General features: G+C 58.3%; 14 protein-coding genes. 6 read left to right on the plus strand and 8 right to left on the minus strand.

The annotated features are described in order from the left end of the window. Nucleotides 1-38: 38 nt before the first annotated feature. The 5 genes from ACIPR4_RS00465 to ACIPR4_RS00485 all read right to left on the minus strand — a co-directional run bounded on the left by ACIPR4_RS00465 (nt 39) and on the right by ACIPR4_RS00485 (nt 5,656). The gene (locus ACIPR4_RS00465; protein ID WP_013566667.1) at nt 39-1,220 is read right to left on the minus strand and encodes a phage portal protein; all 1,182 of its coding nucleotides are present in this window, start codon (nt 1,218-1,220) and stop codon (nt 39-41) included. Nucleotides 1,221-1,410: 190 nt separating this feature from the next. After that, nucleotides 1,411-2,235, minus strand: a complete 825-nt coding sequence (locus tag ACIPR4_RS00470) for a DUF3037 domain-containing protein (protein ID WP_144312258.1) — start codon at nt 2,233-2,235, stop codon at nt 1,411-1,413. A 78-nt stretch (nt 2,236-2,313) separates the two neighbouring features. Beyond that, the gene (locus ACIPR4_RS00475) at nt 2,314-3,204 is read right to left on the minus strand and encodes a HipA family kinase (protein WP_013566669.1); all 891 of its coding nucleotides are present in this window, start codon (nt 3,202-3,204) and stop codon (nt 2,314-2,316) included. A gap of 104 nt (nt 3,205-3,308) precedes the next feature. After that, on the minus strand, nt 3,309-4,763 hold the full coding sequence (locus ACIPR4_RS00480) for a phage terminase large subunit family protein (protein WP_013566670.1): 1,455 nt from the start codon (nt 4,761-4,763) through the stop codon (nt 3,309-3,311). Nucleotides 4,764-5,152: 389 nt separating this feature from the next. Then, nucleotides 5,153-5,656: a sigma-70 RNA polymerase sigma factor region 4 domain-containing protein gene (locus tag ACIPR4_RS00485; RefSeq protein ID WP_049780746.1), complete on the minus strand. Its 504-nt coding sequence runs from the start codon at nt 5,654-5,656 to the stop codon at nt 5,153-5,155. A 646-nt stretch (nt 5,657-6,302) separates the two neighbouring features. Between ACIPR4_RS00485 and ACIPR4_RS00490 the strand changes: the two genes are divergently transcribed. From ACIPR4_RS00490 to ACIPR4_RS00500, 3 genes are all read left to right on the plus strand, one after another. Continuing rightward, entirely contained in the window at nt 6,303-7,016 is a 714-nt protein-coding gene (locus tag ACIPR4_RS00490; protein ID WP_013566672.1) for a hypothetical protein, read from the plus strand. A 284-nt stretch (nt 7,017-7,300) separates the two neighbouring features. Beyond that, nucleotides 7,301-7,501 carry a hypothetical protein gene (locus ACIPR4_RS00495; protein WP_013566674.1) on the plus strand — a complete coding sequence of 67 codons (201 nt, stop codon included), beginning with the start codon at nt 7,301-7,303 and terminating at the stop codon, nt 7,499-7,501. A gap of 4 nt (nt 7,502-7,505) precedes the next feature. Further along, nucleotides 7,506-8,528 (plus strand): Gfo/Idh/MocA family protein, encoded by a 1,023-nt coding sequence (locus ACIPR4_RS00500; RefSeq protein WP_013566675.1) that lies wholly within the window; start codon nt 7,506-7,508, stop codon nt 8,526-8,528. 211 nt (nt 8,529-8,739) lie between these two features. Here the strand turns inward: ACIPR4_RS00500 and ACIPR4_RS00505 are convergent, their stop codons facing one another. Both ACIPR4_RS00505 and ACIPR4_RS00510 read right to left on the minus strand, forming a co-directional pair. Continuing rightward, nucleotides 8,740-9,045, minus strand: a complete 306-nt coding sequence (locus ACIPR4_RS00505) for a hypothetical protein (protein WP_013566676.1) — start codon at nt 9,043-9,045, stop codon at nt 8,740-8,742. Beyond that, nucleotides 9,032-9,328: a BrnT family toxin gene (locus ACIPR4_RS00510; protein WP_041585848.1), complete on the minus strand. Its 297-nt coding sequence runs from the start codon at nt 9,326-9,328 to the stop codon at nt 9,032-9,034. Before ACIPR4_RS00510 ends, ACIPR4_RS00505 begins: the two co-directional genes overlap by 14 nt. 342 nt (nt 9,329-9,670) lie before the next feature. On the opposite strand from ACIPR4_RS00510, the gene ACIPR4_RS00515 reads away from it, so the two are divergent. After that, on the plus strand, nt 9,671-10,621 hold the full coding sequence (locus ACIPR4_RS00515; RefSeq protein ID WP_013566679.1) for an SDR family oxidoreductase: 951 nt from the start codon (nt 9,671-9,673) through the stop codon (nt 10,619-10,621). Then, nucleotides 10,594-11,952 carry a nucleotide sugar dehydrogenase gene (locus ACIPR4_RS00520; RefSeq protein WP_013566680.1) on the plus strand — a complete coding sequence of 453 codons (1,359 nt, stop codon included), beginning with the start codon at nt 10,594-10,596 and terminating at the stop codon, nt 11,950-11,952. The genes ACIPR4_RS00515 and ACIPR4_RS00520 overlap by 28 nt, the downstream gene beginning before the upstream one ends. A gap of 84 nt (nt 11,953-12,036) precedes the next feature. On the opposite strand, the gene ACIPR4_RS00525 is transcribed toward ACIPR4_RS00520, so the two are convergent. Then, complete coding sequence (locus ACIPR4_RS00525) at nt 12,037-12,816, minus strand: SDR family NAD(P)-dependent oxidoreductase (protein ID WP_013566681.1); 780 nt, start codon at nt 12,814-12,816, stop codon at nt 12,037-12,039. A 160-nt stretch (nt 12,817-12,976) separates the two neighbouring features. Between ACIPR4_RS00525 and ACIPR4_RS21325 the strand changes: the two genes are divergently transcribed. Beyond that, on the plus strand, nt 12,977-13,645 hold the full coding sequence (locus tag ACIPR4_RS21325) for a TetR/AcrR family transcriptional regulator (RefSeq protein WP_013566682.1): 669 nt from the start codon (nt 12,977-12,979) through the stop codon (nt 13,643-13,645). Nucleotides 13,646-13,877 lie beyond the last annotated feature (232 nt).

The following is a 13,877-nucleotide window of genomic DNA, read 5'->3' on the forward strand; positions in this document are numbered from 1 at the left end:
AACTGACTCGCTGGCTCGCTGACCTGCTGACTTGCTCTTTACAGGCCACGCATCGCACGCACTTCCTCCACGGTGAGCACGCCTGCTTTCAATAGATCGAGCTGCACGCTGGTCTCGGTCGTCTCGTCGCGGCTGAGGAGATCGTTGAAGACGAACTCCACGTCGCGCAGGCCCAGGCGTTTGCCGAAGAGGTCCCGCGTGAGGTGTTCGGAGAGCAGTTTGGCGACGGGCTTGATTGCGCCTTCGAAGGCGTCGTCCGCCATCTCGGACGCGGTGGATTGATTGACGTCGTGTTCGAGACCGAGCAGCATGGGCGGAAGGTCGAAGGCGTTTGCGATCATGCGCAGAAGAAACTCCTGCCAGCCGAGGTGAAGGTCGGCATCCGTACCGCCCGCGAAGCGCAGGACCTCGGGCTTCTTTTCGCTGCTGAGGATGGGCACCTGGCCCGTGCCTTCGATCTCGTCCTGCCACCAGCGCACCATGCGTTCGTGCTGCGCGGGTGTGGTCTCTTCCATCCACAGAGCGAACTGCTGCACGCCGTTGCCTGCGAGACGACCGGCGTAGCGCGAGGCTTCGAGAAAGGAGCGGATGGATTCGAAGGCGACTTCGAGACGACCCAGGCCGAAGGGCGTGTGTGTCCGCGGATTCAGGCGGAGGTACATCAGCTCGCGATCGAGCAGAGGGATGGATTTCTCCGTTCCTGCGCGCGTGTTGACCTGGGCGTAGCGTGGTGTCTCCGCGTTGCCGTTCCATTCGGCATTGACTTGTACCGTCGCGCCATCGACGGGCCAGAGGCGGAAAGGAAGGTCGGCGTTGCCGGTGAGTTCCATCTCCATGGCGCCGAAGCCGCCGACGAGGAGGTCTTCGAGCACCTGCTCGATGAGGGTGCGGAAGGAGTCTCCTGGATTGGGTGCTTCCAATGTTTCGCGGAGTTTTTCCACGGTTGTGGAGTTCGTGGTTGCGTCGCGTTTGAGGCGGACCTGCCAGTCCATGCAGGCGATGCGGTCTTTGACGATGTTGATGGCGCGTCGGGCTACGGGCGTTTCAGCGAATTTGCGCAGGTTCGCTGCTGTGGGTTTTGGGGAGATGCCTTGTCCCTGGATGGGGAGGCGGCGGTAGGGTGTCAGCAGGGCGGGGAGGGGTGTGGTTTTTCTTGTGTTTGTCTCGCCCGCTTGCAGGCCCTTCCATGCTCCTCGTATTCGGTCTTTTACTCCTGCCACTGTTCGGTCCTTTCTTGCATAAAAATGCGCAGCCAAGAGGCTGCGCATTTTTATGTCGTTTTGTGTGCCGTTCTTCTGCGGCTTTCTCGCAGATATTCAGGGATGCGCTGCGCGCATTACCCACACATCGCGATGAAGCCGCGAAAGAATGGGGCACAAAGAGTTAGCTAATTCTTAATAATTTGTTGGTTTAGAGGTTCAGTTCGCGACGGGCGGTTTGAGCTACGCGTTCCAGGTCGCTTACGGTTAAGACGCGGATTGATTCGCGTTCCATGGTTTCCACGCCGAAGCGGTACCGCTCGACTGCTGCGGTCTCGTCTTCCATCTCGCGGAGAGGTTCTACGATTGCGGTCAGCTCCAGCGATGCGCCCTCCAGCCTCTGCACGCCTTCGCGCAGGCCTGAGGAGGAGAACGCCAGTACCTTGGCTGCTTCCAGGTCGCCTTCGAGGGAGATCGCCTGGAACATGCGGATGATGCCGTTCGGACGGTAGCCACAGTCGATCTTTAGTGGATCGCCCACGCGCGTGTACTGCGATGCGGAGATCCTTTTGCGCATCAGGTCCCAGACGTTCGCGCGTTCAAACTCTTCGCGCATCGTGGCGGCGATGGCGGCCCGTCCCGTTCTGGGACGGATGACCCGTTCGCGTACCGTTTCGACGTACATGCGCATGAGTTGTTCCATTTCGGCGGAGAGGTTCTCGGCCAGGCAGCCACGCGGCTCCGTGAGCTGGAGTGAGTTCGACAGGGTGTCTTCCATCACCTGCAGCACCGGTTTGAAGTCGTGCTCGCCCAGCTTCAGGCGCTCGGCGATCTCTGTCTCCATGGCTTCGAGCATGGCCGTGTCGGCGTCGGGATCCAGGCAGCGTACGCGGCTCCAATCGCGGGTGAAGCGTACTCGAGTACTCTCCGCTCGCCCGGCTTCCCGCAGAAGGACGCCGATGTTTACAAACTCGTTCTTCACCGTATCCGGAACATACCGGACGAGAAAGAACTCGCATTCCATGCGACTTGCCAATAAGACTCTCCAGTCACTCCGGTGCAATTCAAGGGCCACTCTAGTGCCTCATCTCCCGGTTAGGGTCAGTGTCTTTCGCTACATTACGAAATTCGGTGTACCCATAACGCTTGGCGGCACAATCTTTCGGCCCCAATTCGGAAATGGTTCCCGATTTGAATCCCTAAACGAAACGATGAGCTCCCTCACACGGGAACGCCTTGCCAACATTTCTTGTATTAACTGCTCTATCTCTGCCGTATTCCCTCCGTACCACTCGGGAGGGACGACTTCCGCAATGGACCAGAGCGTCTCCTCGGACATTTGTTCTACGCGCGTCAACCAGGGATCGAAGCTCTCCCATCCCGTTATGCCCGCGTAGACTTTGTTGCGGCCGTAGACGCCACGCAGAGGAGCGTCCTCGAACTTCCACTCTCCGGCGTGGAAGCAATATCCCTGGTCGATGAACGTCGCCGTATACTTCCGCTCACGCACCTTTCGTGAAAAGACGGCCTGCCGACCGTTGGCGTTGCCCGTCCATTTGTCGATTACGAGCATGCCGGCGAACTCGGCCACATTGCGCACCTCGCTCAGTTGCTCCTCCGGGAGGTAGTCCAGAACGCGCCCCGGCCCCACACCTACGGCAAGGCCGCCGACGAACTGCGATCCAAACTGCAGGCCCGGGGCGCATCGCTCTCGGCCGCCGCGTGCGAGGTCTACCACCATCTCGGGCGAATTTTCTACCAGCCACTCCGTAACTTCGATCACGTCCGTTGCGGGTACGGTCAGACCCACCGCTTCGGCGAGCCGCGTTGCGATCAACTCGTTCGCCAGCACACGCAGGTGCTGGGGATTGTTCTGAAACTTCACGACCCAGAGCTTGCCATCCGCTCCCAGCATGAGCTGGCTCTGCGCTCCACCGCGCATTCTGCGAATTGCCTGTACCGCCAAAACCGCCACGTGTGTCCCCCCACCCTCTCGCAGCAGCATAACAATTTGCGGATGTGTATAGAGGAAGCCTCGTATGGTTTCCGGAGAGAGAAATCCCTCAACTCTGTCGAGGGAGGACACAGGATCTTCGAGTGGCCGATGGTTTAGGTTCTCGCTACTTCTTCTCTTACCGCGAGGGCCATGGCCATGGACATGACGCAGTCGTCGTGGGCGCCGGTGGCGGCTTCGGGGCGACCGCCGGGGCCGCGGACGAAGCTGCGGCATTCGGTCAGCAGGCGCTCGCTTTTGAAGAGCCAGGGCTGCTCGTTGAGCAGAAGGTTCAGTCTGGCGAGCATCCTTGGGCGCGTTACGGAGTTGGTCGGCCAACCTGCCTGTCCACCTTCTTCATAGACGGCTACGCCGCGTTTCTCCAGGTAGGCCAAGACGCCTGCGCCGTGGTTGTTACGCTCGACGACGATCAGGGCACCGTTGTACTCGCGCGCCAGATCGATGAGGACTTCGGCGAGCTCGCGCGGGTTGAGGCGTTGCCGCAGCTCCGCGCATTGCAGGCCCAGATCGATGTCCACGACCTGTGCGGCGGCGAAGTCGCCTTCGCTTCCTCCGCCTGCGGGGTCGGAGGCGATGAGATACCGCCGTCCTTTGACGGGTGGCATCCAGAGCAGGAGGCTGCCGCTGCGGCGGCTTGCGAGTGGAGGCGTCAGCTCTGCCAAGCGTGCCTCGATCGCGTCGAGTTCGAAGAAGCATTCGCCGCTGGCGCGGAAGCAGCTTACGGCGTCTTCTGCAAACTCCTGACGGGCCATGCCGCGATAGGTCCTTTGCAGCTCGCGGCGATAGCCGATCTGCTCGGGGCGGAGGCCTTCGCGTGAGACCAGAGCGCGTTCTTCCTCGGTCCAGTCGCTTGCTTCGACTCTCGCGCCGAGGTAGGTCGGCTCCATCCACCAGGGGAGGAAGTGGCGCGCCATGCGTTGCGCTTCGGCCTCCATCCACTCCTGGTAGAAGCAGCCGTAGGCTCCGTTGGGAGTCGACTCCAATACCATTTCTCCGCCGGGTGCGAGTGCTGCCTTTAATCCTGCCAGCGTTGATGCCGCATCGCCGGGCCAGCGCGAGAGCTCGGAGCAGTGCAGGTTCTGGATACTCATGCTGCGCCCAGCGTTTTGTTCGCCTGCGCTGACGACGCGAAACTCCGAGTCCAGGGCAGGGAAGGCCATCTGTCCGACGTTCGCGCGGGAGCGCTTTGCTGGGCCCTCACGCAAGTCGTCGGGAAGGTTCTCCCACATGCGCTGCACGATGCGGAACATCTGTTCTGTTGCCTCGCGCGTGTGGGCGACGAGGACGGTCATGGTTCCGGGTGTCTGGATGGTTTTGAGGAAGAACTGTCCTGCGATCCATGTGCTCATGCCCATTTGCCGGGCTTTGAGAACGATGTTCTTTTCTTTGCGGTTGAGTTCGTAGTTCCATTGGGCGGTGTTGGCTGTGAGCGGGATAATTGCCCCGGATTTACTTCGGATTTTGAGGAGGCGTTCTGTTTGTTCGATTCTGGATTCTGTTGGGGGTGGGTCTTTGTCGGTCGCGGGTACTTCTGGTTCGATTGTTTGCATGTTGTTCCTTCAGGGATGCGCTTCGCGCATGGCCCACACATCGCGATGAGGCTGCGATGTATGGGGCACCCGGGGTTCGGTTCCCTGTGTTGAGTTCTCAAAAAAGCAGATCCCTTCGCTTCGCTACGGGATGACAAAGGAGGAGCCTTAGAGATCCGGTTTGTGCGCTCTGCGCGACCCCACCCTTTCGCAAAGAGCGCGAAAGAATGGGGCACGGGTCTCTTATGTTGTTCCGAATGCGAAGAGGGGAACGCTTTGTGCGTTCCCCTCTTGCTGCGGTTCAGACTGTTTTGTCTACCTTTTTAGAATAGCAATTTGGGTGGGGTAACTCTGCCAACTTTGGAGGGTTTCTATTTGCTTTGCAATCAGGTGCTTGGTGGCTATAAGCCTTAGGCACCCCCTTGACAGGTTTTTCCTGCATAGCTTTCCACAAGCGGGATGAGTAGGCCTTTGCGCAGGAAGATTGCCGTTAGCTCGTCCGCCGACTCGTTGTAGCGACGGATGACCGAGCGGACGCTCATCCCCAACATGCCCGCGACTTCGCCGTGGGTATACTCCTGGATCGCGATCCGCTTCAGGAGTGTCTGGGCTGTCTTATCCAGTTCGGCCATGGCGCGCTCCACGTCCGTCACAAAGATGACGACGTCTTCGAAGCTGTTCACGCGATAGTTCGTGACCTTGCCGCGAAAGATCTCTCGTCCCAGCATTGACGGCACGCGGCCCGACTCCATGGACAGCTTCATGTACCGCCGCAGCATACCCTCTGTGTACTTGCGGTAGAACGCCATCTCCGGCGTCGCCTGCACCAGCTCTTTCCGGGGCATCTCTGTCTGCACGGGCTTCTGCGTCTGTGCTGTCGCCCATACCATGGGCAGAATTACGGCTGTACTCATCGCGCACCTTCTCTCCGGGACCCACACGGCCCCATGCCTGCTCCTACTTCCGGCCCAGATCCTGAGATCGTTCTGCGTTGCCGACGGGCTCGCTCGCTGCGGCGTCTTGGCGGAGGGAACTCCGCCAGGCACGCCGCGCACCGTCGGCAATACACCCCCTGGGCTACACCGGCGCGGATCCAAAGACCTCCGCACCCTTCACATACCTTCAAGTCCAAGCGCAAGTGATTCATCGTCTCTCTCCAGTTTGTTCGTCCGTCGAGCCTTCTTGATCAGAGGTCGGAGTGGCTCTCCGGGTTTTGGTTTCAGCTTGCAGAAGGGCGACGAAGCTCTTATGGCTCCTGTTCACCGTTCCTTCAGGCCTACCTTCGTGTTGCAGCAGAGGTCCCGGTCTTGGGAAAAGCGCGGTTGTCCGCGCGACTGAGTCGACCGCCTTGCCAATCGCCTGGGCGATTGCATTCGTCCGGTTCGGATGAAGTTTCACGGTTATAGCTAGCGACAAATAGCGTGTCAACCATAAAGATTTCCTCAAAGGCAACTTGAAATAAACGCTTAGGAATCAATCAAAGCAGGCTTTAATCCGTTGCCAGAAGATATATATTCGCTTTATCTTCGTCTTGCGAAATGCTATGGAGTGTGTCCCACTATGAACTTTCAGAACCTCCACGAACTTCTCCGCGCGGAACTGGAGCGCCGCATCTCCGCAGGCCGACTTACGGGATCGGTGCTGGCCCGGATGGCCGGCTTCCAGCAGGCCCATATCTCCAACTTTCTCAACAAGAAGCGGGCGCTTTCGCTGGAGGGGCTGGACCGGGTCCTGGAGTCGCAGGGGCTGACGGTGGAGCAGATTCTACCGATCGATCTGGCAGCTTCAGCGACGCAGCCGCCGGATCAGGCGGATCCGCTGGAGTCCGTTCCGGTCGTCTCGGCTGCGGCGGCGATGGGCGAGCCGCGCATTGCGCCCGCCGCCACGCAGGAGACGGTGTATGTTTCCGCGGCGCGTCTGCATGGGAACAGGCCGAGGATTGCGCCGCATCGGGGGCAGTGGCAGCGCTTTGTGGCGCTGCGGATCGATGCGCAGCAGGCTGCGCCGATGGAACCGGTTCTGCCTTCGGGGGCGGTCGTCATTCTGGATCGGCATTACAACTCGGTTGCGCCTTATAGCGCGCACCAGCCGTCGGTGTTTGCGGTGCGGCATGGGTCGGGGCTTTCGCTGCGGTATGTGACGCTGGAGGAGTCGAGGCTGGTGCTCAGGCCGTATGCGCGGGAGTTTCCGGTGCAGTTAGTGCGGTTGCTCCAGACGGAGGCGCCTGGGGATTTTATTGTGGGTCGGGTTTGTTTTGTTTTGGCGGAGCTTTAGGGGTGGTGGGCCTGTTCTCGGAGGGGTCGCTCTTCGAGCGAACGATGCGCTTTGCGCATCCCATACATCGCAAAGAGCGCGATGTATGGGGCACCCGGATTTGGGTTTCCTGGGGGTCTGGTTTGTGCGCTCTGCGCGACTCACCCTTTTCCACCCCAACGAACAAAAAGCCGTTCGTCGGGGACCCCGGTTTCGCGATGAAGCTGCGAAAGAATGGGGCACAAAGCGGATCCCTTTGCTTCGCTACGGGATGACAAAGAGGGAGCTTTGCTACCATCGAAGCTATGGAACCCATCATCACCGCGCGCCGCACAGAAGACATCGCGCTTGACCTTCTGAAGTTCATCGCCTCCACTGCAAACGTCACACGCGCCTCCAGCTCTTCTACGGGATTCGCCGCGCCCTCGTCTGCCAAGCCCGAAGATCAGGTCGCACATCTCCTCGAGCTCTACGCCCGCTGCAAGCAGGCTGTAGAAGCCAAGTAGAAGCGTGTCCGTTTCCGTCGCCGTTGTTGGCGTTGGCTCCTTCGGCCGCAACCATCTTCGCGTCTATCGCGATTTGCCCAAGGCGGACCTCGTCGCTTTTGTGGACGCGGAGGAGGAAGTGCGTGCGCGGCTCTCTGCTGAGTACAGCGTTCCCGCGTTTGCCACGGTGGAAGAGCTTTTTGCGAGTGGCTTAAAGATCGATGCAGCCAGCGTCTGCGTTCCGACGGTGCATCATGCGGCGGTGGCGGAGAAGCTGCTCTCTGCCGGGATCGACACGCTGATTGAGAAGCCCATCGCTTCGACGCTTGCAGAAGCGGATGCTTTGATTGCGCTTGCGGAGAAGCATGGACGCGTTCTGCAGGTGGGGCATCTGGAACGCTTCAATCCCGCGGTTACGGCGGCGTTCTCGCATCTCAATCGACCAATGTTTTTTGAGGCGCACCGGCTGAGCATCTTTACGCCGCGCTCGCTGGATGTCGATGTTGTGCTGGACCTGATGATTCACGATCTGGATGTCGTTCTTTCGCTGGTTCCTTCGCCGGTGCGCGAGGTCCGCGCTGTGGGTTTGCCGGTGCTTTCGCGGAAGACGGATATTGCCAACGTTCGGCTGGAGTTTGAGAACGGCTGCGTAGCGAACTTTACGGCTTCGCGTGTTTCTACGGAGCGCGTGCGCAAGCTGCGGTTCTTTCAGCCGCATCAGTATCTTTCACTGGACTTTGCGCGGCAGGATCTATTTTTGATCGATGTGACGGCTGCGGCTTCGTTGACGCCTGCCCAGCTTGAGGCGGTCTTTGCTGCGCATCAGCAGCAGTTGGATCTGCAGCATCCCACGCCGGGGCTTTCGCTGAACAAGCTGCCTACGGAGCCGGGTGAGCCGCTCAAATTGGAGCTGGAGGCTTTTCTGCATGCGGTGGAGACGCGGGAGGCGCCGCGCGTGACGGGTTTGCAGGGGCGCAATGCGCTGGCACTGGCGTTGGAGATCAATGCGGCGATTGCGGAGCATGGGGAGCGGGCTGGGCTTTTGTAGTTTTGATGGATGTGCTTCGCGCATGGCCACACATCGCGATGAAGCTGCGATGTATGGGCACCCGATTTTGTGGTCCTTTGAAGGACAGCAGATCCCTACGGGATGACAAAAAAGAAGAGGCTTCCTGAGGGATCTGGTTTGTGCGCTCTGCGCGACCCCACCCTTCGCGATAAAGCTGCGAAGAATGGGGCACGAAAGCAGGCGACGGAGTCTATCTTCCAGCTTTCATCTCGGCGGCGGCTTCTTGAATGGCCTGCTTTGGCACGCCATGAGCCATGAGTCTCTGGCTGAACTCTTCGACGGTGCTGTCCTTGGCCCGTTGCGCTTCCCGTTCGGCCAGGTGCTTGCGGAGTCCATTTGAGATGTAGGCACGGATGAGGGCCTGGTAGCCACTAAAGCCCAGCGACGGGGCGACTTCCTTGAGATCCTCGATAACATGATCGGGAAGACGAAGCGAGATCAGGGTCATGGGTTTGTCGGGCTGCATGTTGCGCTTGATGCGTTCAGTCATCTTCATAACGTCTCCTTTCCGCCGGTTCCGCAAGACGTGCGGAGATGAGGCGGAGCACATCACCTTCCCAGATCACATGGACGACATAGAGCAGGCGGTAGTCGGTCGTCAGGCCGATGCACGCATGCCGTGCCTCTTGCTGAGGACTGGCGTCTTCGTAGCGGGCGAGAGGGTCAAGGAAAGCTTCGCGGGCTTCCTCGAACCGAACGCCGTGTAGTGAAGCATTGCTGGCGGCTTTGTCGGTATTCCAGACGAAGCCCTGCCCATCCAGGGTCGAGTACACGTCCATATGGCTATTGTATATACATCGCTTGAGGCTTTCCAAACCCACGGGTGATGGTTGTCCTTCGTGACGCAGCGAGAGGATCTGCTTTTGTTGTTCGCTTTTCGAGCGAAGGATGCGCTTTGCGCATAACCCATGTCCCAAAGGCGGGACATGGGGCACCCGCGTTTTGATTTCCTCATGGATCTTTGTGCGCTCTGTGCGACCACACCCTTTCCCACCCCAACGAACAAAAAGCCGTTCGTCGGGGACCCCGGTTTCGCGTTGAAGCCGCGAAAGAATGGGGCACGTATCGTCTTAGCTCCAAAATGTAGCCTGATGGGGTGTGGCGTTATCTAATTGGGAGGTATGCAAAAAGTTCTGATTACTGGAGCCGCGGGCTTCATCGGCTCCCATCTTGTAGACGCGCTGGTGCAGCGCGGCGATCTTGAAGTCCGTGGGTTGGATAACCTCGTCACCGGGCAGCGTTCGAATCTCGACACAAGCTGGAAAGAGATTGATTTTTACCAGATCGATCTCAACGATGCGGAGGGTCTTCGCGAGGCGGTCGCTGGCGTCGATACGATCTTTCATGAGGCGGCGCTTCCCAGCGTTCCGCGTTCGGTGCAGGACCCGCGCACCTCGCATATTGCCAATGTCGAAGGCACGTTCAATCTTCTGGAAGCCGCGCGGGCTGCGGGTGTTCGTCGCATTGTGTATGCGGCCTCTTCTTCTGCGTACGGAGATCAGCCTGGGTTTCCGCGCGTCGAGACGATGCGGCCGGAGCCGATATCGCCTTATGCCGTGCAGAAGCTTACGGCGGAGCTTTATCTGCAGAGTTACTTCCGCGTCTATGGTATGGAGACGGTGTGCCTGCGCTACTTCAATATCTTCGGGCCGCGGCAGGCGGCGGACTCGCCTTACTCCGGCGTGATGGCGAAGTGGATCACGACGCTCCTTGAAGGTGGGACGCCTCGGATCAACGGTGATGGAGAGCAGGGAAGGGATTTCACCTACGTTGCCAACGTGGTGCATGCCAATCTTTTGGCGGCAGAAACGCCAAAAGACGCCATTGCCGGAAGGGTTTTCAACATTGCCTGCGGGGAACGACACACTTTAAACGCAACCTACGCGCTTATGGCGCGTCTCTTGAACAGCAGCACAAAACCGGAACACGGACCTGAACGCGCAGGGGACGTGAAAGACTCGCTCGCCAGTATCGAAGCCTCACGTGAGGCCTTTGGATATAGCGTCGTGGTCGATTTCGAAGAGGGGCTGCGGAGGACCGTCGAGTGGTATCAGCAACAGTACAAAAAATAAGCACGCTTCAGAGTTTTACCGATCGCATCACTTCGCGCGAGGCACGGGTCGGGATTGTGGGCCTCGGTTATGTTGGCTTGCCGCTTACACTTCTTTTCAGCGCGGAGAAGCTTCGCGTCACTGGTTTCGATATCGACCGCACCAAGGTCGATACACTCAACGCGGGAAATAGCTACATCTGGCGCATCGAGTCGGAACATATTGCTTCCGCGCGCGCGCATGGCTTCACGGCAACGGATGACTTCACTGCAATTGCTGAGATGGACGCGATTTTGATCTGCGTTCCTACGCCGCTGACGGAGCATCATGTGCCTGACCTCAGCTACGTGCAGGCTACGATCGATGCCATTGCGCCGCATCTGCACGACGGCCAACTGCTTGTGCTCGAAAGCACGACGTATCCCGGTACCACGGAAGAGATCATCGTTACCACGATTGAGAAGGCAGGCCGACGCGTTTTGCGTGGGACGGATCTTGAAGACGAACTCAACGGCATCATGGTGGCTTTTTCGCCTGAGCGCGAAGATCCTGGCAACATGGAGACGCCGCGCCGCGAGGTTCCCAAGGTGATCGGTGGTTGTGATGTGCGCGCCACTGCTGCGGCTGAGGCGCTGTATCAATCGATCTTCACGCAGACTGTAGCGGTGAGTTCGCCTGCAGCGGCGGAGATGACTAAGCTGCTGGAGAACATCTATCGCGCCGTGAACATTGCGATGGTCAACGAGATGAAGCAGCTCTGCATGCGCATGGGCATTGATATCTGGGAGGTCATCAACGCCGCCGCGACGAAGCCCTTCGGCTTTCAGGCTTTTTATCCTGGCCCTGGCATCGGAGGACATTGCATTCCCGTCGATCCTTTCTATCTGACGTGGAAGGCGCAAGAGTATGGTTTTCCGACGCGCTTCATCCAGCTTGCAGGTGAGATCAACGAACAGATGCCGACGTTTGTAATGCGGCAGGTGGCGCGCGCTCTGAACTTCCGCGGCATTGCCACGAAGGGAGCGAAGGTACTTGTTCTGGGCGTTGCGTACAAGCGCGATGTGGACGATCTGCGCGAGTCGCCTTCGCTGACGATCATCGAGCTGCTGCAGGGGCTGGATGTGGAGGTCAGCTACAACGATCCCTTCTTCCCCACAGTGGGGCATGGCCGCAAGTACGACCTGCACATGACCTCTGTGCCGCTGGACGATCTTTCGATCTACGACTGCGTTCTGATTGCCACGGACCACTCGGCGTACGACTACGACCGCATCGTGGAAGAATCCAAACTGGTTGTGGATACGCGCAATGCGACGCGGGGGATTGTCTCGGATAAGATCATTCGCTGCTAGATAAGGCAAAACTTTAGAGTGAACCGGAAGGAAGGCAGTATCGCCTTCGTTCCGGATCACCCCGTTCGTTCCATCCGCAGATCTTTATGCAATGGAACGAAGTAATCCGCCCTCAACTCGCAGCGCTGCGCCATTCGTCGCTGAGGAGAGAGGGCTGGCGACATACGCCACGAGGTTGGCGACTTCCCGATCTTCAATCAGACGTTGTAACAAGGAGCTGCTACGGTACTTCTCAAAGAACTCCCGCTCTGCCTGCTCCGCTGGGACGTTCGGAGTGGATGCCAGGCTTTGTAGGAACCCCACAATGCCCTCCGAGCGCGTCGGGCCTGGAAGAACCGTATTCACAGTCACCTTTGTGCCCTTCGTCTGTTCCGCCAGGCCGCGAGAGATGGCGAGCTGTGCCGTCTTGGTCATGCCGTAGTGCACCATCTCGCCGGGGGTCATGATACCTGACTCGCTCGAAATGAAGATGACGCGTCCCGAATCCTTTTCCAGCATCCGGGGAAAGTAGTGGCGCGACAGACGGATGCCGCCGAGCACATTGATCTCGAAGATATGAAGCCATTCCTCGTCTGTGATTTCGGCGAATTTCTTCGGCTCATAGATGCCCAGATTATTTACAAGAATGTCTGTTTCGGGTACCTCTGCGATGAGAGTGGCTGCGCCGTCGGCGGTGGCAAGATCGACTTCGATTCCACGAACGTTGCCAGGGAGGGAAGACACGGCCGCTCTGAGCTTCTTGGCGCTGCGTCCTGGAATAACAACTTCCGCTCCCTCTTCAATGAGCACACGAGCGATGGCCAGACCGATTCCCGCCGTGCCGCCCGTAACAATTGCTTTCTTTCCCTTCAATTGCAGATCCATGATTTCTCTCCTTCTCGCGTAGAACAACGTACGTTTCCATATAAGCGAAAGCACCTCGTCCTGCTCATGACAATATACGTTGTCGTATGGCGACGTCAAGAAGCATACGACAACGTACGCTATCATTGTGATTCCGAATTCAACGAGCAAGGAGTGAGCATTGAAGCGTTTGTCGAAGGACAATCCGAAAGTAGCTTTGATGAGCCGGAAGCGTTTCGCGATCGTCCGCGCCGCGCAAGCGGCCTTTCTCGAAGGGGGATATGCGAAGACCCCCATGGACAAGATTGCAAAGGCCGCGGATGTCGGGATCAAGACGCTCTATCGGCATTTTGACAACAAAGACGACCTATTTAGTGCTGTGATGCAAGCAGCGTGTAACCCAGAAGCCTTTAATGAGCTCAGTGGGGAGTGGGATCAAGGCGAAGAAAGTTCCGAGAGGCCATGGTTTTCAAAGGCCCCGCGCAGCGCGCTACCGGCTGCGGGGGTGGAATACCTGAAACATATCCTTTCCAAGGAACAGCTAGCCCTCTATCGCGTTGTGATTCAAGATGCCCACAAGTTTCCCGAGCTCGGAAGGCGCTACCAGGAACAGGTCATCGACCATACTCATGATGAGTTTGTGCGCTACCTCAAGAGATGGACTCCCCTTGAAAAATGGCAGGTTAAGAATAAGTTAGACGCTGCGGCCACATTTTCCGCGCTGCTCCGGGCGGGTATCTACGAGGACGCGTTATTTCATCTGCGGATTTTCTCTGATTCTGAGATCGAGAGTCATGCGCACACCGCCGCAACAAAGATGCTTACACTTCTTAGCTCTCGTCGCTTTTGAAAGACTGCATGTTCTAAACGGAGAATTTCCTAATATGTGAAGCTTGGTTTCATCACGGGTGCATTCGCGGGTTGAAATACATGACGTTGCTTTGCCACTACAGCTCCACTCTTGAGCGTGTCTGCCAAGTAAAGACTCTTTCGTACTGACACATATATGAGCACCAGATGTTCTTGACAGTTCGAGGCGGCAACTGGGGCAGGGCTTAGAGAAGGCATCTCGTGATTCCAGC

Source organism: Terriglobus saanensis SP1PR4, from assembly GCF_000179915.2.
Taxonomy (GTDB): Bacteria; Acidobacteriota; Terriglobia; order Terriglobales; family Acidobacteriaceae; genus Terriglobus; species Terriglobus saanensis.

Coding starts and splice junctions, on each gene's coding strand:
- ACIPR4_RS00495 (WP_013566674.1), top strand. CDS start 7,301: ATGGAACCCATCATCACCGCGCGCCGCACAGAAGACATCGCGCTTGAC.
- ACIPR4_RS00490 (WP_013566672.1), top strand. CDS start 6,303: ATGAACTTTCAGAACCTCCACGAACTTCTCCGCGCGGAACTGGAGCGC.
- ACIPR4_RS00525 (WP_013566681.1), bottom strand. CDS start 12,816: ATGGATCTGCAATTGAAGGGAAAGAAAGCAATTGTTACGGGCGGCACG.
- ACIPR4_RS00485 (WP_049780746.1), bottom strand. CDS start 5,656: ATGAGTACAGCCGTAATTCTGCCCATGGTATGGGCGACAGCACAGACG.
- ACIPR4_RS00510 (WP_041585848.1), bottom strand. CDS start 9,328: ATGGACGTGTACTCGACCCTGGATGGGCAGGGCTTCGTCTGGAATACC.
- ACIPR4_RS00475 (WP_013566669.1), bottom strand. CDS start 3,204: ATGCTGCTGCGAGAGGGTGGGGGGACACACGTGGCGGTTTTGGCGGTA.
- ACIPR4_RS00480 (WP_013566670.1), bottom strand. CDS start 4,763: ATGCAAACAATCGAACCAGAAGTACCCGCGACCGACAAAGACCCACCC.
- ACIPR4_RS00505 (WP_013566676.1), bottom strand. CDS start 9,045: ATGAAGATGACTGAACGCATCAAGCGCAACATGCAGCCCGACAAACCC.
- ACIPR4_RS00515 (WP_013566679.1), top strand. CDS start 9,671: ATGCAAAAAGTTCTGATTACTGGAGCCGCGGGCTTCATCGGCTCCCAT.